Source organism: Pseudomonas chlororaphis subsp. aurantiaca (assembly GCF_013466605.1).
In the GTDB taxonomy this organism is placed as follows: domain Bacteria; phylum Pseudomonadota; class Gammaproteobacteria; order Pseudomonadales; family Pseudomonadaceae; genus Aquipseudomonas; species Aquipseudomonas chlororaphis_I.
In genome coordinates this window covers 182,137-206,099 of record NZ_CP059162.1, presented here as the reverse complement: position 1 = coordinate 206,099, position 23,963 = coordinate 182,137, and the positions used below count along the sequence as shown (strand labels likewise).

Below are 23,963 nucleotides of genomic sequence, written 5' to 3'. Positions count from 1 at the left end.
TATGTATTATTTTCAGGCCTGCATTGCGCTGATGCCGGCCTGTTCGAACGCCTTGGCCAAATCGCGGATCGGCCGTTGCTCCGTGTCTTGCATCACTTGCAGTTGCTGGGTCAGCGACGGTGCCCCGAACACCCCGCGCCCACCCTGGGAAAGATCGCCGGCCCTGGACTTGTCGCCGAAGGGCTTCAGCGAACCGCCGTCCTCAGTGGAGTCCTGGCCGAACAGCACCGACAGCGTGCTTTGGCTGAACACCCCGCCATCGCCGCCACCGAAGCCGAGGAACCCATGGCCATTACCGTCGCCACCGGCATCGCTGCTGCCGAATACCTGGGCAATGAAGCTCGGCGCCAGGGCGCCGTTATTGACAAAAATATCCCCCAACGGCCGGATGCCATCGCCGAGCACCCGCTGCTCGAACAGCGGCGCGAAGGCCAATGGCGAGCCCAGGTCGCCAACTGGTGACGTGGTGATGGTGGGCTGCAGCGGCACATAAGGCGGCAGCGGCGGAACCACCGGGTCGCTCGAGCGGAATTCCGGATCGCCCACCGGCAGCTCCGTGGCTGGGTTGGCCGCCGGCACGGTGTTGATCGCGTAGTTGTTGGAGTCGGTGCTGCCAGTGCCGGTATTGCCGAATGCGTCGCTCACCCCGCTGTTGTTCAGGGTGATCAGGTTGCTGGTATCGCTGATGTTGGCGGTTGGCGTCAGGGTCGCGGTCCAGGTCCGGCCGCCGTCGCTGCTGCTCAGGGCACTCAAGGTGCCGTTGGCCACCGTCAGGTCCGAGTTGGTGAAACCGCTCACCGCTTCGCTGAAGGTGATGGTCACGCTGCTGGTCTGGCCCACGCCGAGGCTGCCGTTGGCGACCACGATGGTCGCCGTCGGCCGCTGGGTGTCGATCAGGTAATTGTTCGAATCCGTGCTGCCCAGCCCGGTATTGCCCGAGGCGTCCGTCACGCCACTGCCATTGAGCGTGATCAGGTTGGTCGTATCGCTGACGTCGGTGTTCGGCGTGAAGGTCGCGGTCCAGGTAATGCCGCCATCGCTGCTGCTCAGCGCGCTGAGCGTGCCGGTGGCCACCGTCAGGTCGCTGTTGTCGAAACCGCTGACCGCCTTGCTGAAGGTGATGGTCACCAGGGACGTGTCGCCCACGGCCAGCATCGGGTTGGCGACCACCACGGTAGCGGTGGGGCGCAGGGTATCGATGACGTAGTTGGCCGAGTCGGTGGTGCCGCTGCCGGTGTTGCCGACGGCGTCTATCACTCCGGCGTTGTTCAGGGTGATCTGATTGCTGCTGTCGCTGATGTTGATGGCCGGGGTAAAGGTGGCGGTCCAGGTAACCCCGCCATCGCTGCTGCTCAGCGCCCCCAGGGTACCGTTGGCCACCGTCAGGTCCGAGTTGGTGAAGCCGCTGATCGCTTCGCTGAAGGTGATGGTCACAGTGGTGGTTTCGCCCGCCTTCAGGGCAGTGTCGGCCAGCACGATGGTGGCGGTCGGCCGCCCGGTGTCGATGATGAAGTTGTTCGAGTCGGTGCTGCCGCTGCCGGCGTTGCCCGCCGCGTCACTGACCCCGCTGTTGTTGAGGGTGATCAGGTTGGTGGCGTCGCTGACGTTGACGTTCGGGGTGAAGGTCGCGGTCCAGGTGATGCCGCCGTCGCTGCTGCTGACCGCGCTCAGGGTGCCGTTGCTCACCGTCAGGTCGCTGTTGTCGAAACCGCTGACCGCCTCGCTGAAGGTGATGGTCACCAGGCTGGTTTCGCCGATCGGCAGGATCGGGTTGGCTACCACTATGGTCGCGGTTGGGCGAGCCGTGTCGATGACGTAGTTGTTCGAGTCGGTGGTGCCGCTGCCCGTATTCCCCGAGACATTGATCACGCCGCTGTTGTTCAGGGTGATGACGTTGCTGGTATCGGTGATACCGACTGTCGGGGTGAAAGTGGCGATCCAGGTGACACCGCCGTCGCTGCTGCTGACCGCACTCAAGGTGCCGTTGGCGATGCTCAGGTCGCTGTTGTCGAAACCACTGACCGCCTCGCTGAAGGTAATGGTCACCAGCGAGGTTTCGCCGGCCTTCAAGGCCGTGTCGGCGATCACGATGGTGGCGGTCGGCACCACGGTTTCGATGCTGTAGTTGGCTGAGTTGGTGGTCCCGGTACCGCTGTTGCCGGCCACGTCGGTGGTGCCGGTGTTGTTCAGGGTGATGAGGTTGCTCAGGTCGGTGATGCCGGCTGTCGGGGTGAAGGTGGCGGTCCAGGTGATGCCGCCATTGCTGCTGCTCACCGCGCTCAGGGTACCGTTGGCCACCGTCAGGTCGCTGTTGTCGAAACCGGTCACTGCTTCACTGAAGGTGATGGTCACCACCGAGGTTTCGCCGGCCTTGAGGGTCGAGTCGGAGAGGACGATGGTGGCAGTCGGACGTTGGCTGTCGATGGCGTAGTTGTTGGAGTCGGTGGTGCCGCTGCCGGTATTGCCCGCCCCATCCGTCATCCCGGTGTTGTCCAGGGTGATCAGGTTGCTGTTGTCGGTGATGCCGGCGGCCGGAGTAAAGGTCGCCGTGTAGGTGATGTTGTCGCTGGTGCTCAAGCCGCTCAGCACACCGTTGGCCACGGTCAGGTCGGCCAGGGTGAAACCGGTCACCGCCTCGCTGAAGGTGATGGTCACGGTACTGGTCTGGCCCACGCCCAGGGCGCTGTCGGCGACCACAATAGTCGCGCTCGGACGAATAGTATCGATGGCGTAGTTGTTGGAATCGGTGGTGCCGCTGCCGGCATTGCCCGAGGCGTTGGTCACCCCGCTGTTATCCAGGGTGATGACGTTGCTGGTGTCAGTGATGCTCGACGTCGGGGTGAAGGTGGCGGTCCAGGTGATGCCGCCGTCGCTGCTGCTGACCGCGCTCAACGTGCCGTTGGCCACGGTCAGGTCGGCATTGCTGAAACCGCTGACCGCTTCGCTGAAGGTGATGGTCACCAGTGAGGTTTCACCGACCTTCAAGGCGTTGTCGGCGACCACTATGGTCGCGGTCGGCACCACGGTTTCGATGCTGTAGTTGTTGGAGTTGGTGGTGCCGCTGCCGGTGTTGCCGGCCAGGTCGCTGATCCCGGTGTTGTTCAGGGTGATCAGGTTGCTGGCATCGGCGATACCGACGGTCGGAGTGAAGGTGGCGGTCCAGGTGATGCCGCCGTCGCTGCTGCTCACTGCGGTCAGCGTGCCGTTGGCGATGGTCAGGTCGGCGTTGGTGAAGCCGCTGACCGCCTCGCTGAAGGTAATGGTCACCAACGAGGTTTCACCGGCGCTGAGAGCACTGTCGGCGACCACGATAGTCGCGATCGGCCGCACCGTATCGATCGCGTAATTGTTGGAATCGGTGGTGCCGCTGCCGGCGTTGCCGGCCTGGTCGGCGATGCCGGTGTTATTCAGGGTGATCAGGTTGCTGCTGTCGCTGATGCTGGCGCTCGGAGTGAAGGTCGCGGTCCAGGTGACGCCACCGTCGCTGCTGCTCACCGCGGTCAGGGTGCCGTTGGCGACGGTCAGGTCGGCGTTGGTGAAACCGCTGACCGCTTCGCTGAAGGTGATGGTCACCAGCGAAGTTTCACCGACTCGCAAGGCGTTGTCCGCGACCACGATGGTCGCGGTCGGCCGTACGGTATCGATCGCGTAGTTGTTGGAGTCGGTGGTGCCGCTGCCGGCGTTGCCGGAAGCGTTGGTCACGCCGCTGTTGTTCAAGGTAATGACGTTAGTGGTATCGGTGATGCTCGAGGTCGGGGTGAAGGTGGCGATCCAGGTAATACCGCCATCGCTGCTGCTCACCGCGCTCAAGGTACCGTTGGCCACCGTCAGGTCACTGTTGTCGAAACCACTCACCGCCTCGCTGAAGGTGATGGTCACCAGTGAGGTTTCACCGATCCTCAAGGCGTTGTCCGCGACCACTATGGTCGCGGTCGGCAGGACGGTATCGATGGCGTAGTTGTTGGAGTTGGTGGTACCGCTGCCGGTGTTGCCGGCCACATCGGTGACCCCGGTGTTGTTCAGGGTGATCAGGTTGCTGGCATCGGCGATGCCGACGGTCGGGGTGAAGGTGGCGGTCCAGGTGATGCCACCGTCGCTGCTGCTGACCGTAGTCAAGGTGCCGTTGGCGATGGTCAGGTCGGCGTTGGTGAAGCCGCTGACGGCCTCACTGAAGGTGATGGTCACCAGGGATGTCTCGCCCGCCGTAAGGGCGCTGTCGGCGACCACTATGGTCGCGGTCGGGCGGACGGTGTCGATGGCGTAATTGTTGGAATCGGTGGTGCCGCTGCCAGCGTTGCCGGCCTGGTCGGCGATGCCGGTGTTGTCCAGGGTGATCAGGTTGGTCGTATCGCTGATGCTGGCGCTCGGGGTGAAGGTGCCGGTCCAGGTGATGCCGCCGTCGCTGCTGCTCACCGCGGTCAAGGTACCGTTGGCGATGGTCAGGTCGGCGTTGGTGAAGCCGCTGACCGCTTCGCTGAAGGTGATGGTCACCAGCGAGGTTTCACCGACTCGCAAGGCGTTGTCCGCGACCACGATGGTCGCGGTCGGCCGTACGGTATCGACCACGTAGTTGTTGGAGGTGGTGGTGCCGACCCCGGCGGTGCCAAGGCCATTGATCACCCCGGTGTTATCCAGGGTGATCACGTTGCTGGTATCGGTGATGCTCGACGTCGGGGTGAAGGTGGCGGTCCAGGTGATGCCGCCGTCGCTGCTGCTGACCGCGGTCAAGGTGCCGTTGGCGATGGTCAGGTCGGCGTTGGTGAAACCGGTCACCGCCTCCGAGAAAGTGATGGTCACCAGCGAAGTCTCGCCGATGCTCAACGTGGTATCGGCCACCACTATGGTCGCGGTGGGCGGTGGGGCATAGGCGGTGTTGAGGGTGCCGCCGTCGTTGTAGATGGTCGCCACCGAAGTCGGCGAAGTACCGGTGCTGCCACCGCCCAGCGCTACGCCACCGGCGCCACTGGCCGCCGCGTTGCCGCTCAGGGCGGCGAAGTTGGCCGCGGTGATCAGGAAGGTGCCCTTGTTCCAGACCGCGCCGACACCCCGGCCGCCAATCCCGCCGTTGCTGGCGTTGCTGCCTTGGCCGCCACCGCCGCCACCACCGCCGCCCGCGCCGATGTTGTTGCTGATGGTCGAGGTGCCGATCACCGTGATGGTGCCGCTGGAGGCGTTGTAGATACCGCCGGCGGCATTGCCGCCCGCGCCGCCGACCTTGTCCCAACCCGCGCCGCCGCCACCGCCGCCGATGGAAATCGTGCCGTTGGTGGCCGTGGCGCCGTTGCCGCCGTTGCTGTAGTAGGAGACGCCCAGACCGCCCGCGCCGCCGGTGCTGGTACCGCCGCGACCGCCCATATGGGTGGCGTCGTAGCCACCGCCATAACCGCCCACGCCACCACCGCCAGCCTGGCCGCCGAGCGTGCCGGTGCCGGGGCCGGCGGAGCCGCCGTGGCCGCCACCCTGGCCACCCAGCCCGCCGCCGCCGCCACCGCCACCGCCGTAGAACGCGCTGGTGACACCGCCGCCGCCACCGCCGCCCGAAGCCGCGTTGGAGGTCACGGTGACGTTGTTGAGGGTGAGATTGCCGGCGTTGAAAATCCCCCCGGCCATGGCGCCGGTCGCGCCGTACCCGCCATTGCCGCCGTTACCGGAAACCAGGCCCCGGGTGATCACCAGGCCGTCGAGGGTCACGGTACTGCCCGCGCTCACTTCGATGACCCGGGTGCGGTACTGGCCGTCGAGGATCACGTCCGCCGCGCCGTCGTTGTTCAGGTCGCCGTCGATAGTCACGTTCTTGTTGACCAGCAGCTCGGAGGTCAGCTGCACCGTCATGCCGCTGCTGAAGGTGACGATGTCGCCGTTCTGCGCCGACGCCAGCGCCGCCCGTAACGAACCCACGCCGGTGTCGGCGTTGTTGGTGGCGGTCCAGGTCGCCAGCCCCCACTGATAATCCTGCATGGCCTGGGTGGACAGCACGTTGGCGCTTTCGATGTTGCCGGTGGCGATCTCCAGTTCCCAGTCGCCACCCACGCCGGTGCGGTCGCTGGAGGCGGCCACGTCGCGACCGGTGAGCTGTGCCAGCGAGTCGACGAAACTCAGGCCGCGTTCGCCCTCGGCGGTGTAGCAGCCGTAGATCAGGATATCGCCGCCGGCGTTCATGTCCTGGCCGATGTCCGCCAGTACCGAGCTGCGCGCCTGGACGTTGTCAGCCGAGAGGTAGCTGTTGCCCAGCCACAGGTCCCCGGCGTTGCCATGGGCGATGATCTGCACCGAACTGACACCCTGATGCTGGTCCAGGTAATCGGCGATCTGCTGCAGGCCATCCTGGTTCGCCCCCAGTTGCACCACCCGGGTGCCGGGCGCCAGGCCCTGGAGCAGGCTGTCGGCGTCCTTGACCCGCGAATCGACGAACACCACCGTCAGCCCCGGCACCGCGGTCGGGGCCGCGGCAGGCGCTGCATCGGCCTGGCCGTGGGTGTCCTTGCTGACGCTCGGCTGATCGGCGGCGGTCGGCGTCTTGGCCACGTCCGTGGTGGTGGGGCTGTCCGGCTGGACGGCCTCGGCCACCGTCGCCGCCACCGCGCCGTCGAACAGCATGCGCGGCTCCAGGGGCATGATCATCGGTGAGGCCAGGGCATTCGCCCGTCCGGTGGCCCGCTGATTGACCCGCGACTTGCCTTTGCTCCACCACATGATGCTCACCCGGACTCGAACGTGCTGAAAGGTGCGAATTGAAAGACCGCGATCAACGGACCGCGGCGTCGGATTTCATGCGAATGACATTGGCGGCGCTGGATGCCCCGTCTTTCCAGAAGGACAACTCCGCATACTTCTCGAACAGGTCCGGCGGCAGGATGGTGCGCCGCGACTGCAGCGCCACCCGCGCCTTGACCTTGTGCAGGCCCGCGACCCCCAGCGCCTGGTCGAACTCGGGCGCGTCGTAGGCCAGGCTGTCGAAATCGTGTTCGAACCAGGGTTCGCCGATAAAGTCGTAGATCAGCCGCATCACCCGCTCCGGAGCCTGGCTCAGCAGGTCGTAGTCGACGATCAGCATCGAATCGGCGTTTTCGCCGTAATAGGCCTCTTTCAAGGCCGTCCAGGCGTAACCCACCAGGCGGTTGTGCTGGGCCAGGGTTTCACAGCGGCTGTAGACCGAATTGCGCTCGACCGCATCGCCGAACAGCTTGGTGTTTTCGAAGGGGTTGGCCCGGTACAGCCGTTCCAGGCTGTCCATGACCCAGGCGACATTGCGCACGCAGGCAATGGTCCTGGCCTTGGGGAACAGGTCCTTCAAGGCCGGCAGGCGCGCGCACCACTGGCGGTTGGTGTCGAAGATGACCGGTTTGTCGGCCTTGTCGGCGTAGTAGGAGTCGAACAGCCCGCGCAGCAAGCGGCGGCGCATGTCGATATCGATGACCGCGCCGAATTCGCTGCCGGCGCTGCATTGTTCGAGGATGCCGCTGAACAGCGCGCCCACCGGGCTGGTCATGCCGGCGTGAAAGCGCGGGTTCTGCAACAGAATGGCGGACAGCAGGGTCGACCCTGAGCGCGGTAAACCGGAGATAAAGTGGAACTGCGGCAATCCCTTCACCCTAGCTATAAGTCCATTTGTGGCAAAGCGTAGTGCAAGCTCAGAAAACCAACTAGTGGTGTTTTGATATCAATTCGGAGCAAAACCACAAAAAATGTGTGCTCAAAAAAACAGCAGCCGCTCTGGGACTGAACATGAATCGATTAAGCCCCTGACCGCCCTGAATCCTGCCTTTCGTCACCGGCCGGTTCACAGGCCGTTTTTTTGCGCAAAAATCGCCCAAGACGTCTATCCCGCAGGTTTCCCTGGCTGGCTACCCAGCATTTCCGCCGACGCCCAGCACCAGCAGCGGCAGGCTCGCGAACAGCAGCGGAGAACGGGTTTCGCCATCGCCCTGGATCAGCAGTTGCCAGACCATCGAGGGCAGCGAGGAAAGGTCCACCGACGGCTCCCAGCCCACGTCGCCGCTGGCTTTCAGCTGGTCGATGTGTTGCAGCAGGTCCACCAGTCCCGGCAGCCAGGGGGCGAACAACATGACGATGGCAGCATTGGCCAGCCACCAGCCCGACCGGTTGATCGCCCGGCTCTGGAGCGTTGCTTGCAGGCGCAGCAGCAACAGGTACAACCAATGGGCAAGCACGCAGAGCGCGGTGAAATAGTGGGTGTAGAACGCCGCGCTCATCAGTAGCGTGTAATACACCAGGTAGCGCCGACGCCGAGGCTGCCTGACCCAGTACACCAGGGCCAGGGTGGCCGAGCAGCCACACTCCCAACAACGCATACATGCGCACTTCCTGGCTGTAGCGCATGGCGGTGGGCAGCAGGCTGGAGGCTTCATCGCCCCAGATGGCGCGGCGGTCAGGTCATAGAAACGGGTGGCCACCGCCAGCAGCAGGATCGGCAGCAGCCAGTACGCCCGCAGCAGCGCGATCAGGCGCTGGGCGTCGCTCGTCAGCCGATGGGTGATGCCCGGCTCGGCCGTATCCAGCCATTGCGGCTCTCTGCGAAACGCCATGAATCGTCCCCTGCACCCGCGTTTTGCCAGCACAGCATCGCTGTTTATCCGGCCAGACATAAGGCACCCCATCACCTCGGGCGACTGGCGGAACAGCGTCTACGCTAACCACTGCGGTCAATGAGCCCGCTTGGCGTTCTGACCGTATCGGTCAAGCTGTCAGGCCAGACACCAGGGATCGGCTCAGGGAGTTTCACTGATTAACCTGAAGGATAAAAAACTATGGAAGTGTTCATGGGCACCATTCAAGCTTTTTCCTTTAACTTCCCTCCCAACGGCTGGGCCTCGTGTTACGGCCAGACCCTAGGGATCTCGCAGTACCAGGCGCTGTTTTCGCTGCTGGGCACCTACTACGGCGGCAACGGCACCACCAACTTCCAGCTGCCGAACCTGCAAGGGCGCCTGCCCATCGGCCAGGGCAACGGGCTGGGCCTGACGCCCCGGGTAATCGGCGAGGTTTCCGGCACCGAAAACGTCACCCCCACCCTCAACAACCTGCCTGCCCACACCCATACCCTCGCCAGCCTGAGCGCCGCCACCACGCTGCAGCTGGCCAACCCCGCCAGCAACCCGGCCAGTACCCCGACGGCCACCAACTCGTTCATCGGCACCTCCGGCGGCGGGCCGGGCACCGCCACCATCTACTCCGACAAGCAAGGCACCACGCCCGTGCCGCTCCAGGGGGTCAGTACCACGATCACCGGCACCATCTCGCCCGCCGGCAACGGGCTGCCGCTGCCGGTGATGAACCCGTTCCTGGTGATCAACTTCAGCGTGGCCCTGAACGGCCTGTTCCCATCGCGCAATTGAAGTTCGCGCCGGGGGACGTCCCCCCGGCCCTTTTTCCGGCCAGGAGTGGCGCCATGCTGCATCTGCTGCAAAGTGAGCATTTCCAGCCTCTGCTGGGGCAAACCTGCAACCTGTTGCTACCGGACGGCAGCGTCTTGCCGGTCCATATAGAGTCCATCAAGGACACCCCCCAGGCCCGCATGCCGAACAGCGCGCGCATGCCCTTCTGCGTCGAACTCAACAGCCTGGAGCCGACAGAGTTCGTCGACGGCCTGTGCGACCTGGAGCTGCCCGGCGTCGGCCATCTGCAAGACATGTTCGTGTCGCGGGTGCCGGCCCTGGGCCGCGACCCGACGCTGGGTTATTTCTATATCGCCTTCAACTGAACCGGGCGTGCCTGGCGGCATCGCCCCAGGCACTGGCTCGAATCCGCCGGGTTGCGCCGCTCAGCCGCGCGGACCGGGATACCACACCAGCCGCTCGGCCGCCGGGTTGGCTTCCTCGACCTGAAACCCCAGCGCCAGGTAATGCCGGCGCGCATGGGGGTTGCTGGCCCAGACCACCGTGGCCACCGGGCAACGCACCTGCTCGGCGGCCTTCTGCACACCCCGCAGCACGGTGCGCCCATAGCCGCGACCGCGGGCAGCGGGAATGAACGCCAGGTACAGCACGCGGATTTCATTGGGGCCGAAATCGGTGGTCAAGGCACCGATGGCGCTGCCGAGTTTTTCGATCACGTACTGCATGGCGCCGGGGAAATTCTCCCCCGCGCCCTGCTCCTGGACCTGGAACTGCTGGGCGATCACCTGCTCGATCTGCTCCTGTTCGCCGTCGATCCATTGCAGATCGCTGCGCGCCGAACGGTAAAGGCTTTGCAGGAACGGTCCGTCGGTGGGCCGCGACGGACGTACCACCAGGCCATCGGACATGGCTGAATCCTTATGCAACATATGCGCTCTCCCTGAACATTCCTTGTCTCAGAACCCGCTTTCCCTCACGCCGAGCGCCGCCAGACGCCGCCAGGCCGTGCCCAGCAGCGACTCGCCACGCCCCTGCAACACCACCACGCCGCGCAGCGGCTGGCTCGGGGTGACGCTGGTGTCGAGCACCTTGAGCCGCGCGCCGTACTGCGCCTGGACCGGTTCGGCGCGGCGGTTTTCATCGCGGCGCACGGCAATCGGCCCATGGTGATCGGAAGTCAGCGCCTCCTGGTCGATATAAGCCACGCCGTTGGTGTCGACTTCGGTCAGTTGCACCTCGAGCGCCGGATGCATCGGGTCGTCGGCGATAAAGCGCCCCGTGGCGCCCGGCGCGACTCGCCATAGTTCGGCCTCGGCCAGAAAACCGCGCAAGCGCGCCCCCGGCTCGACCACCCGGGCCAGCGGATCCTTGGACGATACCCAGCGGCCCACCTGCAGTTGCGGCAGCAGGTCACGCAACTGGCCAGCCTCAGGCGCCCGCAGCAGCAAACGCTCGCGTTGCGCCGACAGGCCGCGGTACTCGGCCACCGCCTCGGCCAGCTGCTGCTCGACAATCCCGGCGTCGGCCGCGGTCTCGCTGCGCCCGGCGCGGCGGCGCATCTGCAGTTGCTGGATCTCGATTTCCCGGCGCGCGATGGCTTGGCGCGACGCCAGGTCCGGGGACTCGAGTTCCACCAGTACCTGGCCCTTGCTCACCGCCTGACCGTCGCTGACATTGACCTGCCGGACCCGCGCCGCCACCGGCGCATGCAAGGCGCTGGCACGCCCGGCCTCAAGCATCGCCGGCACCTCCACCGAACTGCGCCAGGGCACCGCCACCAGCAACAGCGCCGCCACCAGCCCCAGGCTGCTGAGCAACACCCGCGGCGCATCGGCCTGCTCGCGGCGCGTCCACCATTCGCGCCATTCGCGCACGATGGGCAAGAAGATGAACCACACCAGTTCCACCAGCATCAGGAAGATGCCCAGCAGCTTGAAAAACAGGTGGTACACCGCCAGCGCAATCCCGAAAAACAGCACCGCGCGCCACAGCCACGAGCCATAACCCCACCACAGCAGACGCCGCTGCATGGCCGGCGACCAGGGTTCCGGCGCGGGCTGCCGGTAGCCGAACAAGGCCTCGCGCAGGCGCCAGCGACAGAGGGCGAAGGCCCGCCCCTGGAGATTGTCCACCTCCCAGAAGTCGCTGAGCAGAAAGTAGCCATCGAAGCGCATGAAAGGGTTCAGGTTGATCACCAGGGTGGTGATCCAGGTCGCGCTGGCGAGCATGAAAGCCGCGGTGCGCGCCGGGCCGTCCGGCAGCAGCGACCAGGCCAGCAGGGCGATGCTGGCCAGCAGCAGCTCGGCCAGTACGCCACCGGCGCCGATCAGCAAGCGCGCGCGACGATCGTTGACTCGCCAGGCATCGCTGACGTCGGTGTAGAACATCGGCAGCAGCACCATGAACGCCACCCCCATGCTCTGTACCCGGCAGCCGGCACGCTTGGCCATGAAGGCGTGGCCGAACTCATGGCACAGCTTGGCGAAGAACAGCGCCACGCCAAACGCCAGGGCGCCGCCGAGGCTGAACAGGTGGGGGAAGGTCGCCAGGAAGCGCTGCCAGTCCCGCGATACCAGGAACACGCCCAGCCCCAGGGTCAGGGGCAAGCCGTAACGCAGCAGCCCCGACCCGAATCGCGCCAGCCACGGCCAGGCGCGATTGAGAAAGGCGTCCGGGCGCCACAGCGGGATACGAAAGAACAGGTATTGGTGCAGCAGCACCTGCCAGAGGCTCTGGTGCTGCGCGGCGGCCTTGAGGTCATAGCTGGCGCGCTGTTGCGGATCGAGGGCGGTGATCAGGTCATGACTGCGCAAAAAGCCCAGCAATTCTTCCAGCTCCGCGCCGCCCAGAGGCAGCCCCGGTTCGCGGTTGGCGGCGTGCAGCACCTGCCCGGCGTCCCCCAGGGACCAGTGCCTGAGCAAGCGCATCGCCGCCGCTCCGAGCTTGAAATAACGGCCGCGCACCGGATCGGCCAGGGTCCAGCGCGGCGAACCATCCAGCGCCGGCGCCGCTGCCGACAGCTGCAAGTCCGCACGCAGGCCCGGCAGGTTCATTACAACCCCACGCTCTGCCGCAGACCGGCCAGGGGCCGGCGCAGCAGGTACAGCGCCAGCGGCGCGCGCTCACCGAAGAGCTTGGCCGTGCCGCGCAGACCGATCCGCGGTGGCGCGTCGCGAAAACGCGCATCGAGGCGGTAGGCCAGCTGTCCGCCCGGCGTCGGCTGCGCTTCGTAGGCCGCCCGTTCGAGGCTGGCCAGATGGCGCTGCAACGGGTCGCTGTCGAGAAACAGCGCCACCTGCGCGCCGGGCTCCAGGGCAATGGCATCGCCCACGGCCAGTTCGATGCGCAACTCGGCCTGGCTCGGGTCGGCGATTTCCATCAGCCGCTCGCCGGTCTGTACCGGTTTGCCGGTCCAGCGCTCGGCATCGGCGAACACCGCGATACCGTCACGTTCGGCCCGTACTTCGCTGCGCTTGAGCAACTCGCGGGCGTAATCGCGTTCGGCGCGTTTCTGTTCGACCCGGGCCGCCAGCAGGTCGATCTTCGAGCTGGATTCGGCATCGGCAAAGGCCCGCTGGGAGTTGGTCTTCAATTCCGCCTCGGCCACGCCCAAGGCGCGGGCGGCGACGTCGGCCTGGGCGTTGAGGGTGGTGTTTTCGAAACGCAGCAGCAGGTCGCCGGCTTTCACCGTCTGGTTGGGCTTGACCAGGAACTCGGCGATCACCCCGTCCAGCGGCGCCGCCACCACGCGCCCGCCCAACGGCACCACTTCGGCCGGCGCCAGCACTGATTGCCGCACCGGAATCAGCAGCCCCAGCAACACCACCGCCAGCAGCGCCAGGCGGCGCTTTCGATTCCAGCGCAGGCGCCACGGCTTGCGCGGTTGCAATGCCAGCCAGGCGTGGCTGTAGGTGTCGCCCAGTTGCGCCAGCAGCACCTGTTCGGAAGGGTTCCACGGCGTGTCGCGGGCCAGCCACAGGCCACCAAAGACCGCGCCCTGGCGATCGATCAGCGGCAACCAGAACACCTGGGCCGCCGACAGACTCTGCCAGTCGGCCCGCACCGGGGCGCTCAGTTGCTCGGCCGCGACCACCCGCGCCTGTTGCACGAGTTCGAGCTTGAACAGCTGGGCCACCGCCTGTTCGACGAAAGCCACGAAGGGCGCATTCGGGTCGAGCGCGCTGACGCCGGTCACCGCGCGGACCTTGCCGGCGATCACCAGCGCCGCGTGGCGAAAGCCGAACAGCGCCTGGCCGTCGTTGACCAGGCTGTAGGCCAGTTGCTCGACGGTGCGCGCGGCGCGGGTCTGGCGCTCCAGGTCGAGGAACCGGGCGAAGACCTGTTCGGCGGCGCCCGCTACCGGTGCGTTCATTTGAGCTCCGCGAACCGCGCCGTGCCACTCATGCCCGCCAGCAGGCCCTCGGCGTTGGGCACGGCCGCCACCAGCAGCAGCGTCTGGCTGCCCTCGTCGATCCGCGCGCCGAGGCGCTTGACCGTGGCGGCCAGCGGCTTGCCGGTTTCATCGGGGACGAAGCTGAAGGTCTGCCCGGCCTTGAGCTTGCCCATCCAGCTCGACGGCACCAGCAGGTGGATTTCCAGGGAGCGGTTGTCGACGATTTCCAGCAAGGGCGAGCCGGCCGTCACGCTTTCGTAGCGTTTCACCTTGCGCTCCACCACCTGCCCGTCGAACGGTGCGACCACGCTGCAACGCTTGACCTGCACCTGATAGACCTGGGATTGCGCCTGGGTCTCGGAGACCTTGGCCGCGGCTCGCGCCACTTCGAAGCGGCCGACCGAGTTGAGCGAAGCCAATTGGCGGTTGTGCGCCAGCTCTTCGTTGGCGCCGCGGCTGGCGGCCTGAGCGGCATTGAGCTGGGCCTGGTAGGCCGAGCAATCGAAGCGGGCCAGCACGTCGCCTTTCTTGAAGGACTCGCCTTCGCTGTAGGGCAACTCGACGATGCGCCCGGACAGTTCGCCGGCCAATACCGCCTGATCCTTGGCCCGCAGCACGCCTCGCGCTTCGCTGCCGCTCGCCACGGCGGCGCCGGCAGCAGTGTCATTGAGCAGGGGATCGTCTGGTGCAGGCGTCTGCGCCTGGGCCACGCACACCAGGCAGGTCAATCCCAATCCCAATCCTTGAAATCGCCGCATAACCGTAACTCCCTGACGGATGGGCGGAGTCTAAGACAGCAAGCGCAAGCGTCAAGCAAATGGCCACTATCTTTATCAATCCCGACAACGGCATCGAGCACCCGCCTGACAGCATAGATGCCTTGTCCGGCGCGGCGTGTATCGGGTCGTGTGGGTATTTTAGATGCCCGCGAATGCCTTCTGTATGATTTGCGCCACACTTGGACCTTCGGCTCCCATAGTTTCGGATTAAGGACAATTCATGCGTATCGGTCTTTTGTCGTCTTTGACACTGGCGCTCGGCGCCCTCCTCTGCAATCAGGCCCAGGCCAGCTCCGACGATTCCTGTTACCCGCGCTGGACCCTGCTCAAAAAAAACCTCGAAGGCTGCAGCAGCCTGCCGTTTCTCAACCCGGGCAACGACAGCCGGGTGAACCTGCGCCTGTTGCTGGCCGACAGCGGCGCCTTGCCCCTGGCGCCGAAAGCGCTGGACGCCGACGACCTGGCCGAAGGGTATGGAGCGGTGCCGTTTCCCGTGTGGCACCTGTCCCCCCCGTCCAGCTCCGAACCCATAGTTACCACGGACGACACTGACCTCAACGGCCGCCTGGAAGCCTTGCAGGTGGTGCGCGAAACCCCACAAGCGGCCGGCGATGCGTTTCTGTCTGGCGAAGGTAGCCGTTGCCGCAGCAACTCGGACGCCAGCGCCCAGGCCTTCATCGACCAGCTGATCGCCGCCGACCTGCCGGGCAGCGAACGCCAGGCGCTGGCGCAAAGCCGGGTCAAGCTGCTCGCCGCCTGCAGCTGGGAAAGTCCACAACTGGCCAGCCTGTTGCCAACCAATCTACAGACCCCGCAGGGCAAGGACTTCGCCACTTATCTACAAGCCGCCGGCGACTTCTACAGCGGGCGCTTCAGCGAGGCCGACGCAGCGTTCGCCAGCCTCAAGGACAGCCCGAATGCCTGGCTGAAAGAAACCGCGCTGTACATGAACGCCCGCAGCACCCTCAACAATGCGCAGCAGAACGCCTTCGACGAATACGGCATGCCCGAGCTCGAGCATGTGGATAAGTCGCTGCTGCAACAGGCCGAAACCGGCTTCGACGCCTACCTGCAAACTTATCCACAGGGTGCCTACGCCGCTTCGGCCAAGGGCCTGCTGCGCCGGGTGCACTGGCTGGACGGCAATCCGGACAAACTGGCCGCCGACTACGCCTGGCAGATGACCCAGGCCAACGACGAGCAGCGCAACCTGTCGCTGAACGATCTGGTGGAAGAAGTCGACACCAAGCTGCTGATGGTCAACCACAACCCGATCAGCACGCCCCTGCTGCTGGCGGTCAACGACCTGATGTGGATGCGCGAGCAACCCGAGCCTCGACTGACCCGCGAGGCCTTGCAGCAACAGAAAGCGGCATTCGCCGCGCAACCGGCGCTGCACGACTACCTGCTGGCGGCCTTCGCCCTGTATGTGGATAACAACCCGGACGCCGCGCTGAAACTGCTGCCCGGCGAGCTGCCCGCCAACCTCGACTACCTCGCCTTCAGCCAGCAGACCCTGCGCGGCCTGGCCCTGGAAACGAAGAACGACAGGGCTGGCGCCCAGGCCCTGTGGCTGCAACTGCTGCCCCTGGCCAAGCAACCGCTGCAACGGGAACAGCTGGAGCTGGCCCTGGCGATGAACTACGAACGCAACCAGCAACTGGCCAAGGTGTTCGCCGCCGACTCGCCGATCAAAAGTCCGCAGGTGCGCTTTATCCTGCTGCGTCATGTGGCTGGCGCCGATCTGCTACGCCAGCAGATCGGCCAGGCCGCCGACCCGGTCGAGCGCAATACCGCGCAATTCGTGCTGCTCTACAAGGACCTGATGCGCAGCCAGTACGCGGCCTTCGCCAGCGACCTCAAGCAGCTTCCCGCTAGCGTATCCGAGGAAAAACTCGGCTACAGCCTGGGTGCCGTCTACAGCGATGGCCCGTCGCTCACCCTGTTCCAGTGGAGCGGTGATGCGGCCGAGTCCGGCTACGCCTGCCCAAGCATCGCGCAAACCGCGGCGACCCTGGAGAAGGATGGGAAAAACCCGCAAGGCCTGAACTGTTTCGGTGAGTTCATCCTGCGCAACGGCCTGGACGGCATGCCCCTGGATCGCCAGCCCGACAGCCCGTCCCTGGGCGGCACGCCAACGGCCTTCAAGGGTGAACTGTTCTCCCGCCTCGAGGGCTACAAGCAGGTGATCGCCAACACCAAGGCACCACGCGACGACCGCGCCTACGCCCTGTACCGCGCGATCAATTGCTATGCGCCGTCGGGCAATAACCGTTGTGGTGGCAAGGAAGTCGAACCGGCGGTGCGCAAGGCCTGGTTCCGCCAGCTCAAAGGCACCTTCGCCGACACCCAGTGGGGCAAGTCGCTGCAGTACTACTGGTAAGCATGAGCGGTTTCTGGAAATGCCTGCTGCCGGCCTGGCTGTTGCTGACCGGCAGTGCCCAGGCGGCGGTCGACGCCCGCGACCACCAGGCCTTCTGGCTGTGGAGCGGCGTCGCCCCGCAACCGGTGCTGAACCAGGCCAAGACCCTGTACATCCTGCAAGGGCAGATCAGCCGCTCGCGTCGCGACCCGAGTGGCAACGTGCACTTCATCGCCCAGGGCATGGCCATTCCGCGCCTGCGCCAGGGCGAGGTCTGGGTGGTCTACCGCGCCCACACCCTGCACTGGCCGGAGCCGGTCTACAGCCAACTGCTGGGCCAGGTGCAACGCTGGCAGCAGGCCGGCAACCCGGTGGTCGGCATCCAGATCGATTTCGACGCCCGCACCCGCTACCTCGACGAATACACCAGTTTCCTGCGCGACCTGCGCCAGCGCCTGCCCGCGCAGTACCGCCTGAGCATCACCGGCCTGATGGACTGGAGCAGCAACGCCAACCCCGAAGCCATCGCCGGCCTCAAGGGCGTCGTCGACGAAGTGGTGGTACAGACCTACCAGGGCCGCCACAGCATTCCCAACTACGCCGCCTACCTGCCCCGCCTCGACCGCATGGGCCTGCCATTCAAGGTGGGCCTGATCCAGGGCGGCGAATGGCAGGAACCGGACTACCTGAAAGACAGCCCGTGGTTCAGGGGGTATGTGGTGTTTTTGCAGAATCCGCGCTAGCCAACGGATACACCGACTCCCAGCCACCGCCCAGCGCCTTGTACAGGCCGACCATGGCCAGGGAAACGCCGGTCGAGCTTTCCACCAGTTGTTCCTGGGTGGCGAGCAGGGCGCCCTGGACGGTGAGGACGTTGACGAAGTCCACCACGCCTTCGACGTATTGCTGTTGCGCGGTGCGCAGGGCGATCTGGTTCTGCCGTACCGCTTCGGCGAGGCTGTCGCGGCGCAGTTGGCTGCTGTTGTAGCGGGTCAGCTGGTCGTCGATTTCATGCCAGGCGCGCAGCACGGTCTGCTGGTAGGCGACGGCCGCTTCCTGCTGCTGGGCTTCGCGCAGGTGCAGCATGCCGCGCAGGCGGCCACCGTCGAACAGCGGCAGGCTGAACTGCGGGCCGATACCGAACTGGCGCGAGCCCCAGGAGCCGAAGTCCGACAGTTGCATGGCCTGGGAGCCGAAGTTGCCCGACAGGGTGATGCGCGGATAAAAGTCGCCCTTGGCCACGCCGATGCTGGCGGTGGCGGCATGCAGGCGGGCTTCGGCCTGGCGGATGTCCGGGCGGCGTTCGGCCAGTTGCGACGGCAGGCCGATGGCGACCTGGGTCGGGGTTTGCGGCACCGGCGCATCCGCTGCCAGTTCGGCGTGCAGGGCCTGGGGCGGCTCGCCCATCAGCAGGCTCAGGGCATTGATCAGTTGCGCCTGGCGCTGCTGCAAGGCCGGCAGTTGCGACTCGATGGTCGCCACCTGCGCGGCGGCTTCGGCCACGTCCAGGTCGGTGGCCACGCCGTCGGCCAGGCGCAGCTGCGAGAGCTTGAGGCTGTGGCGGGCGACGTCGAGGTTTTGCTCGGTCACCGCGCGGGTGCTCTGCACGCCGCGCAGCTGGATATAGTCCTGGGCGGTCTCGGCCAGCACCGACAGCAGCACCCCGCGCCGATCGTTTTCCGCGACTTCCAGGGTCGCGTCGGCGGCCTCGGTTTCGCGTCGCACGCGGCCCCAGAAGTCCAGCTCCCAGGAAGCCGAGAAGCCGGCGTCCCACAGGCTGAAGGCGGACTTGCCTTCGTGACCCGACGGGTCGTTCAGGCCTTCGCCGCTGTTGCGTTTGCGCGCATAGCCGCCGCTGGCGCTGCTGGTCGGATAACGCTCGGCGGTGATCACCTTGCGCGCCGCGCGGCTCTGTTGCAGGCGGCTGGTGGCCAGTTGCAGATCGAGGTTGTCGGTCAGCACGCGCCGGCTCAGGGCCGACAGCTGCGGATCGTTGAAGACATCCCACCAGCGCTCGTCCAGGGGGCTGGTCACCACCTGGCTCGGCGCGGCCTTTTGCGGGCTGGCCCAGGCCTCGACCCGCGGCCCTTCGGGGCGCTGGAAATCCGGGCCGACAGTGCAGGCGGCCAGGGACAACAGGCTCAGGGCGAACACCGGCTGGAGCAGACGACTCATCGCTTCGCCACCTCACGCACGGAGCTGGCCTTGCCCAGGGTATCGACGCTCGCTTCCACCGACATCCCGACCCGCAGGCGCTCGGCCATGGGTTGGCCGGGCTCCAGCAGGATCTTCACCGGAATGCGCTGTACCACCTTGGTGAAGTTGCCGGTGGCGTTGTCCGGCTTGACCGCGGCGAAGGTCACCCCGGTGGCTGGCGCCAGGCTCTCGACCCGGCCGCGCAGGATTTCGCCGTCCAGGCTGTCGACCCGCACCGCGACCGGCTGCCCGGGGCGCATGCGGGCCAGCTGGGTTTCCTGGAAGTTGGCCACCACATAGGCCTGCTCCAGCGGCACCACGGCGAGGATCTTGCTGCCCGGCGTGACATAGGCGCCGACCCGCACCGCGCGCTCGCCGACCATGCCGTCCACCGGCGCGACAATGCGCGTGTAGGACAGCTCGTAACTGGCCATTTCCAGGGCCGCCTGGGCGCGCTTCAGCCCGCCCTCGGCGGCATCGCGCTGGGCGGTGAGGATCTCCACCTGCTTGCGTTCCGCCGCCAGCGCCGCGGTGGCCGTGGCCAGCCGCGCGCGGGCCTGGTCGATGCGGGTCCTGGCCTGCTGGGCATTCTGCACCGTGCCGGCGCCGACTCCGGCCAGGTGGTTGTAGCGGTTCAGTTCATGTTCGGCGAAGGCCATTTCCGCCCGCGCGGCCACCACCGAGGCCTGGGCCTGGGCGATCACCGAGCTTTGCCGGTCGAGGGTGGCGCGGGCGTTCTGCAGCTGCGCCTTGGCCACCAGGGTTTCGGCGTCCGCCGCCTGGGCCGCGGCGCGCAGGTCGCGATCGTCGATCAGCGCCAGCAACTGGCCGGCCTTGACCCGCTGGTTGTCTTCCACCAGCACTTCCTTGATGAAACCCGCCACGCGCGGGGCCACCAGGGTGTAGTCGGCGCTCACGAAGGCATCGTTGGTGGTCTGCTCGGTGGCCTTGCCGGTGAGCAGATACACTAGCACGCCAAGGACCGCGACCGCCGCCACGCTGACGGCGATTTTGTGTTTGATGTGGATCGTCATAAAAACCTTCTGTCTCAGTGAACGTTCAAGTCGGCGCGCGTGGCGGATAGATCCGCGTCGGTAGCCAGAAAATCAGCAGGATCATGGCCACCGCCACGCCAGCCATGACGTAGTAGAGGTCGGCGGAGGTCAGCACCACGGCCTGACGATGCAGGCGCTGGGCGAGGTTGCTAGCGTCGATGGCGCTCAGCGGCGAGTTGCCAAGGCTGTCCACCAGCATGGTCGAGTGAAAGTGCAGGCGGTGGGTGGTCAGGGCATCCAGCACGCCGGTGGAGATCACCGCCGCCAGGCCCTTCACGGTGTTGAACCAGGCGGAAGCGAACGGCCCCTCGATCGGCTGGATACTGCCGGTGGAGAGCATCAGCAGCGGCAGCACCGCCATCGGCTGGCCGAAGATCTGCAGCAGTTGCAGCACGTAGAAATCGTCGCGGATCCACGCCGAGGTCAGTTGCGTGCCGCCCAGGCACGACAGCACCAGCATCGTCAGGCCGATGCCCAGCACCCAGCGGCAATCGACCCAGCGCAGGTTGCACAGGGCCGCCACCAGCGGCAGCGCGATCAGTTGCGGCAGGGCCATCACCAGCATCACCGGGGCGGTCTGTAACGGCCGATAGTCCTGGACCTGGGCCAGGAAGCTGGACGGAATGATGATCACCGCGGTCAGCACCACCAGTACCCCGGCCAGGGTCAGCAGGGCGAACGACAGGTTGCGGATGCCGAGCATCTGCAACTTGAAGAACGGGATCGGCTGCGACCATTCGTTGATCAGAAACAGCACCAGCAACAACGCGCCGCCGCCCAGCAGCAGGCAGATCAACGGCGAGCCGAACCAGTCCAGGCGATTGCCCTGCAGAATGCCGATCACCAGCATGCAGATCGCCGGAAACCCCAGCAGCAGGCCGCGCCAGTTGAACGCCTTGAAGCGCTCCAGGCGCAGCGGGTCCTGGGGCAAGCCGTAGGCCACCGCGAGCATCGCCAGCAAACACGGCGCCACCACCTGCCAGAACGCCCACTGCCAGCCGACGTATTCGGTCCACAGGGCGGCCAGCGGCGTGCCCAGGCTCGGGCCGAAGGTGGCGGTCAGGGCATAGCCGGCCAGGCCGTAGAGCTTGACGTTGGCCGGCAGGAACCGCAGGGCCACGGTCATCAGCATCGGCGGCAGCGCGCCGCCGGCCAGGCCCTGCACGGTGCGCAGCAGCAACAGGCTGTGGTAGTTCGGGGCGAACGGACAGAGCACGCCCAGCACGGTGAACAGGGCGATGGCGCAGAGGGTGAAACGGCGCAGCGAGAAGGTCACCGAGCACCAGGGGGCGAAGGCCATGGCCGCCACCGAGGTGGCGGTGTAGCTGGCCACCAGCCAGGTGCCTTCGTCGTAGCCGATGGCCAGGGCGCCACGGATATCGGCCAGGGCGATCTTGGTCACCATCTCGTTGAGGCCCGACACCAGCACCGCCAGCAATACGCCGAGCAGGCCAATGATGATTCGCGGGCCGAAGACCGCGGGGCTGACAGCTGCCGGTTTGCTGGCCACTTCAACGGGTGCCGGCACAGCCACGGCGAGGGAACTCATGAAGGTAACGACTCCGATGGAAATACCGAAGCAGTTTAAAAAGCCCGACAGCTGACGAAAACTGACTTATCGACAGCTTATAAGTGCGCCATACGCAACGATTGGATGACGGGTAGCCGCTGCCGAGCCCGCGAGGCTGCGATCGGCGGCGCAGCCGTCGCAAAACCAGACGGCGTGATCCAACAGGCCAATCGCGGGCAAGTCGAATCGCCGCCCGCTCGCTCCTACAGAAGAAGATGACGTCAGGGCTGGGCGGCGTGCCAGGTTTCGTTGCAGGAGGCGCGCAGGGTCTCGCGGAACCATTTGTGCGCCGGGTCCTTGTCGTAGCGCGGGTGCCAGGCCTGGGTCAGCACCAGGGTCGGCAGCGGAATCGGCAAGGCGAAGGAACGCAGGTGCAGGCCCAGGCGCGACACGCTGAGCAGGGTTTCCTTGGGCACCGGCAGGATCAGGTCCGAATCCGGCAGCATGAACATCGCGGCATGGAAGCTCGGCGCGATCAGCGGCACCCGGCGCTCCAGCCCCAGGTCGCCGAGGGCCGCATCGATCGGCCCACGGGCGATGCCGCGCCGGGACATGCTGATGTGCGGAAAGGCGGCAAAACGCTCGGCGGTGATCTCCTCGTCGAGCAACGGATGATGCTCGCGCACCAGGCCGACGAAGGTGGTGGAGAACAGGTTTTGCACCTTCACTTCCGGGGTCAGCGGCCGGGTGTTGCTGATGCGCAGGTCGATCCGCCCTTCGCGCAGGGCCTCGTCGTCGCCATCGCCTTCGGGAACGAAACGCAGTTCGCAATGGGGCGCCTGGCGCTCCAGGGTATCGATCAGCCGGCCGCCATAGACGCCGACGAAGAAGTCGTTGGCGCGCACATTGAAGCGGCGGCGCAGGGTGCTGAGGTCGACCTGGTCGCCGGAACGGAACACCAGCGCCGCCTGCTCCACCAGATCGCGTACCTGGCCGCGCAGCTCCAGGGCCTTGGGCGTGGGCACCAGGCCACGGCCGGCGCGCACCAGGATCGGGTCGCCCAGCGACTCGCGGATGCGCGTGAGGGTCCGGCTCATGGCCGCCGGGCTGAGGTTCATGCGCCGCGCCGCGCCCACCACGCTGCCCTCGTCGAGCAGGGAGTCGAGGGCGACCAGAAGGTTCATGTCCGGGAGTTGCATGCTGAGCACTCGTGGCTGATCGGGAATGAGTCAGGCGCAATGCTAGCAGGGTCATTTCAGTCAGGGACACCACTCTCTGTAGCCGCTGCCGCAGGCTGCAATCGAGGGCGAAGTCCTCGCCAGACCTGCGCACGCGGTGTACCAGACAAAATGTGCTGTCAGGTTTTGCGCCGGCTGCGCCGTCGATCGCAGCCTCGCAAGCTCGGCAGCGGCTACGGGCGCTACAGGCTCAGCGTTGCATGCCCCAGCGTTTCACGGTGACCCGCTCCAGGGTGTCGAACACCAGGTTTTCCACCAGCAGGCCGATCAGGATCACCACCGCCAGGCCAGCGAACACCTTGTCGGTGTATAGCTCGTTGCGGTTCTGGAAGATGTACCAGCCCAGGCCGCCCTTGCCACTGGTGGCGCCGAACACCAGTTCGGCGGCGATCAGGGTGCGCCAGGCGAAGGCCCAGCCGATTTTCAGGCCGGCGAGGATCGACGGCAGCGCCGCCGGGATCAGGATGAACAGCACGAAGCGCATGCCCTTGAGCCCGTAGTTGCGCCCGGCCATGCGCAGGGTTTCGGAAACCCCGAGAAACCCGGCGTAGGTGTTCAGGGCCAGGGCCCAGAGCACCGAATGCACCAGCACGAAGATCAGGCTGTTCTCCCCCAGGCCGAACCACAGCAGGGCCAGCGGCAGCAGGGCGATGGCCGGCAACGGGTTGAACATCGAGGTCAGGGTGCTCAGCAGGTCGCGGCCCAGCTGGGTCGACACCGCCAGGGTGGTCAGGGCAAAGGCCAGGCCGATGCCGATCAGGTAACCCTTGAGCAGCACGATCAGGGAAATGCCGACCTTGCCCAGCAGCTCGCCGCTGAGCAGGCCGTCGTACAGCGCGCTGGCGGTCTGCAAAAAACTCGGCAGCAGCAGGTCGTTGTTCTGGTAGCGGGCGACGGCCTCCCAGAGCAGCGCCAGCACGATCAGGATCAGGCTCTTGCGCAGCCAGCCTTGCTGCCACAGGCGCTGGCCCAGCGGCAATTCACGCTCCAGCGGCACCGCCAGCAAGGGTTCGAGGGCAACTTCGTATTCCTGGCGAACAGGTGATGAATGGCTCATCGGGCGTTCCTCTTAAA

15 protein-coding genes and 1 pseudogene are annotated in these 23,963 nt (G+C 66.0%); 4 read left to right on the top strand and 12 right to left on the bottom strand.

Annotated features, from left to right (window positions below):
* Nucleotides 1-12: 12 nt before the first annotated feature.
* The 3 genes and pseudogenes from H0I86_RS00850 to H0I86_RS00840 form a co-directional block, all read right to left on the bottom strand.
* Nucleotides 13-6,693, bottom strand: coding sequence for an Ig-like domain-containing protein (locus H0I86_RS00850; protein WP_180923517.1), 6,681 nt, complete (start codon nt 6,691-6,693; stop codon nt 13-15).
* Between the two features lie 52 nt (nt 6,694-6,745).
* Nucleotides 6,746-7,591 (bottom strand): sulfotransferase family protein, encoded by an 846-nt coding sequence (locus H0I86_RS00845; RefSeq protein ID WP_180923516.1) that lies wholly within the window; start codon nt 7,589-7,591, stop codon nt 6,746-6,748.
* Between the two features lie 265 nt (nt 7,592-7,856).
* Nucleotides 7,857-8,546 (bottom strand): annotated as a pseudogene (locus H0I86_RS00840) (glycosyltransferase family 39 protein); the annotation flags it as partial.
* 222 nt (nt 8,547-8,768) lie between these two features.
* Here H0I86_RS00840 and H0I86_RS00835 point away from each other — a divergent pair.
* Both H0I86_RS00835 and H0I86_RS00830 read left to right on the top strand, forming a co-directional pair.
* Nucleotides 8,769-9,356 (top strand): phage tail protein, encoded by a 588-nt coding sequence (locus tag H0I86_RS00835; protein WP_180923515.1) that lies wholly within the window; start codon nt 8,769-8,771, stop codon nt 9,354-9,356.
* A 53-nt stretch (nt 9,357-9,409) separates the two neighbouring features.
* A complete protein-coding gene (locus H0I86_RS00830; RefSeq protein WP_025808557.1) occupies nt 9,410-9,721 on the top strand; it encodes a DUF6916 family protein in 312 nt (103 codons plus the stop codon).
* A gap of 60 nt (nt 9,722-9,781) precedes the next feature.
* Here H0I86_RS00830 and H0I86_RS00825 read toward each other — a convergent pair whose 3' ends face one another.
* From H0I86_RS00825 to H0I86_RS00810, 4 genes are read right to left on the bottom strand one after another with little or no spacing between them, the layout of a single operon-like run.
* Nucleotides 9,782-10,285, bottom strand: a complete 504-nt coding sequence (locus H0I86_RS00825; protein ID WP_180923514.1) for a GNAT family N-acetyltransferase — start codon at nt 10,283-10,285, stop codon at nt 9,782-9,784.
* A 27-nt stretch (nt 10,286-10,312) separates the two neighbouring features.
* Nucleotides 10,313-12,409: an efflux RND transporter periplasmic adaptor subunit gene (locus tag H0I86_RS00820; protein ID WP_180923513.1), complete on the bottom strand. Its 2,097-nt coding sequence runs from the start codon at nt 12,407-12,409 to the stop codon at nt 10,313-10,315.
* Nucleotides 12,409-13,728, bottom strand: coding sequence for an efflux RND transporter periplasmic adaptor subunit (locus tag H0I86_RS00815; RefSeq protein WP_180923512.1), 1,320 nt, complete (start codon nt 13,726-13,728; stop codon nt 12,409-12,411). The genes H0I86_RS00820 and H0I86_RS00815 overlap by 1 nt, the downstream gene beginning before the upstream one ends.
* Nucleotides 13,725-14,507 (bottom strand): efflux RND transporter periplasmic adaptor subunit, encoded by a 783-nt coding sequence (locus tag H0I86_RS00810; RefSeq protein WP_180923511.1) that lies wholly within the window; start codon nt 14,505-14,507, stop codon nt 13,725-13,727. Before H0I86_RS00810 ends, H0I86_RS00815 begins: the two co-directional genes overlap by 4 nt.
* 241 nt (nt 14,508-14,748) lie before the next feature.
* Between H0I86_RS00810 and H0I86_RS00805 the strand changes: the two genes are divergently transcribed.
* Nucleotides 14,749-16,911: a PA5441 family protein gene (locus tag H0I86_RS00805; RefSeq protein WP_180923510.1), complete on the top strand. Its 2,163-nt coding sequence runs from the start codon at nt 14,749-14,751 to the stop codon at nt 16,909-16,911.
* A gap of 2 nt (nt 16,912-16,913) precedes the next feature.
* Nucleotides 16,914-17,633, top strand: coding sequence for a DUF3142 domain-containing protein (locus tag H0I86_RS00800; protein ID WP_097306756.1), 720 nt, complete (start codon nt 16,914-16,916; stop codon nt 17,631-17,633).
* Here H0I86_RS00800 and H0I86_RS00795 read toward each other — a convergent pair.
* From H0I86_RS00795 to H0I86_RS00775, 5 genes are all read right to left on the bottom strand, one after another.
* The gene (locus H0I86_RS00795; RefSeq protein ID WP_180923509.1) at nt 17,596-19,065 is read right to left on the bottom strand and encodes an efflux transporter outer membrane subunit; all 1,470 of its coding nucleotides are present in this window, start codon (nt 19,063-19,065) and stop codon (nt 17,596-17,598) included. The genes H0I86_RS00800 and H0I86_RS00795 overlap by 38 nt on opposite strands.
* On the bottom strand, nt 19,062-20,120 hold the full coding sequence (locus tag H0I86_RS00790) for an HlyD family secretion protein (protein WP_180923508.1): 1,059 nt from the start codon (nt 20,118-20,120) through the stop codon (nt 19,062-19,064). The genes H0I86_RS00795 and H0I86_RS00790 overlap by 4 nt, the downstream gene beginning before the upstream one ends.
* 25 nt (nt 20,121-20,145) lie before the next feature.
* Nucleotides 20,146-21,690, bottom strand: coding sequence for an MFS transporter (locus H0I86_RS00785; RefSeq protein WP_180923507.1), 1,545 nt, complete (start codon nt 21,688-21,690; stop codon nt 20,146-20,148).
* 242 nt (nt 21,691-21,932) lie between these two features.
* Nucleotides 21,933-22,850, bottom strand: coding sequence for a LysR family transcriptional regulator (locus H0I86_RS00780; protein WP_180923506.1), 918 nt, complete (start codon nt 22,848-22,850; stop codon nt 21,933-21,935).
* Between the two features lie 229 nt (nt 22,851-23,079).
* Entirely contained in the window at nt 23,080-23,946 is an 867-nt protein-coding gene (locus tag H0I86_RS00775) for an ABC transporter permease (protein ID WP_180923505.1), read from the bottom strand.
* Between the last annotated feature and the right edge of the window lie 17 nt (nt 23,947-23,963).

What these genes read in the sequence shown, in the direction of transcription:
- H0I86_RS00850 (WP_180923517.1), bottom strand. Translation starts at nt 6,693, where the DNA reads ATGTGGTGGAGCAAAGGCAAGTCGCGGGTCAATCAGCGGGCCACCGGA.
- H0I86_RS00835 (WP_180923515.1), top strand. Translation starts at nt 8,769, where the DNA reads ATGGAAGTGTTCATGGGCACCATTCAAGCTTTTTCCTTTAACTTCCCT.
- H0I86_RS00830 (WP_025808557.1), top strand. Translation starts at nt 9,410, where the DNA reads ATGCTGCATCTGCTGCAAAGTGAGCATTTCCAGCCTCTGCTGGGGCAA.
- H0I86_RS00825 (WP_180923514.1), bottom strand. Translation starts at nt 10,285, where the DNA reads ATGTTGCATAAGGATTCAGCCATGTCCGATGGCCTGGTGGTACGTCCG.
- H0I86_RS00820 (WP_180923513.1), bottom strand. Translation starts at nt 12,409, where the DNA reads ATGAACCTGCCGGGCCTGCGTGCGGACTTGCAGCTGTCGGCAGCGGCG.
- H0I86_RS00815 (WP_180923512.1), bottom strand. Translation starts at nt 13,728, where the DNA reads ATGAACGCACCGGTAGCGGGCGCCGCCGAACAGGTCTTCGCCCGGTTC.
- H0I86_RS00810 (WP_180923511.1), bottom strand. Translation starts at nt 14,507, where the DNA reads ATGCGGCGATTTCAAGGATTGGGATTGGGATTGACCTGCCTGGTGTGC.
- H0I86_RS00805 (WP_180923510.1), top strand. Translation starts at nt 14,749, where the DNA reads ATGCGTATCGGTCTTTTGTCGTCTTTGACACTGGCGCTCGGCGCCCTC.
- H0I86_RS00800 (WP_097306756.1), top strand. Translation starts at nt 16,914, where the DNA reads ATGAGCGGTTTCTGGAAATGCCTGCTGCCGGCCTGGCTGTTGCTGACC.
- H0I86_RS00795 (WP_180923509.1), bottom strand. Translation starts at nt 19,065, where the DNA reads ATGAGTCGTCTGCTCCAGCCGGTGTTCGCCCTGAGCCTGTTGTCCCTG.
- H0I86_RS00790 (WP_180923508.1), bottom strand. Translation starts at nt 20,120, where the DNA reads ATGACGATCCACATCAAACACAAAATCGCCGTCAGCGTGGCGGCGGTC.
- H0I86_RS00785 (WP_180923507.1), bottom strand. Translation starts at nt 21,690, where the DNA reads ATGAGTTCCCTCGCCGTGGCTGTGCCGGCACCCGTTGAAGTGGCCAGC.
- H0I86_RS00780 (WP_180923506.1), bottom strand. Translation starts at nt 22,850, where the DNA reads ATGCAACTCCCGGACATGAACCTTCTGGTCGCCCTCGACTCCCTGCTC.
- H0I86_RS00775 (WP_180923505.1), bottom strand. Translation starts at nt 23,946, where the DNA reads ATGAGCCATTCATCACCTGTTCGCCAGGAATACGAAGTTGCCCTCGAA.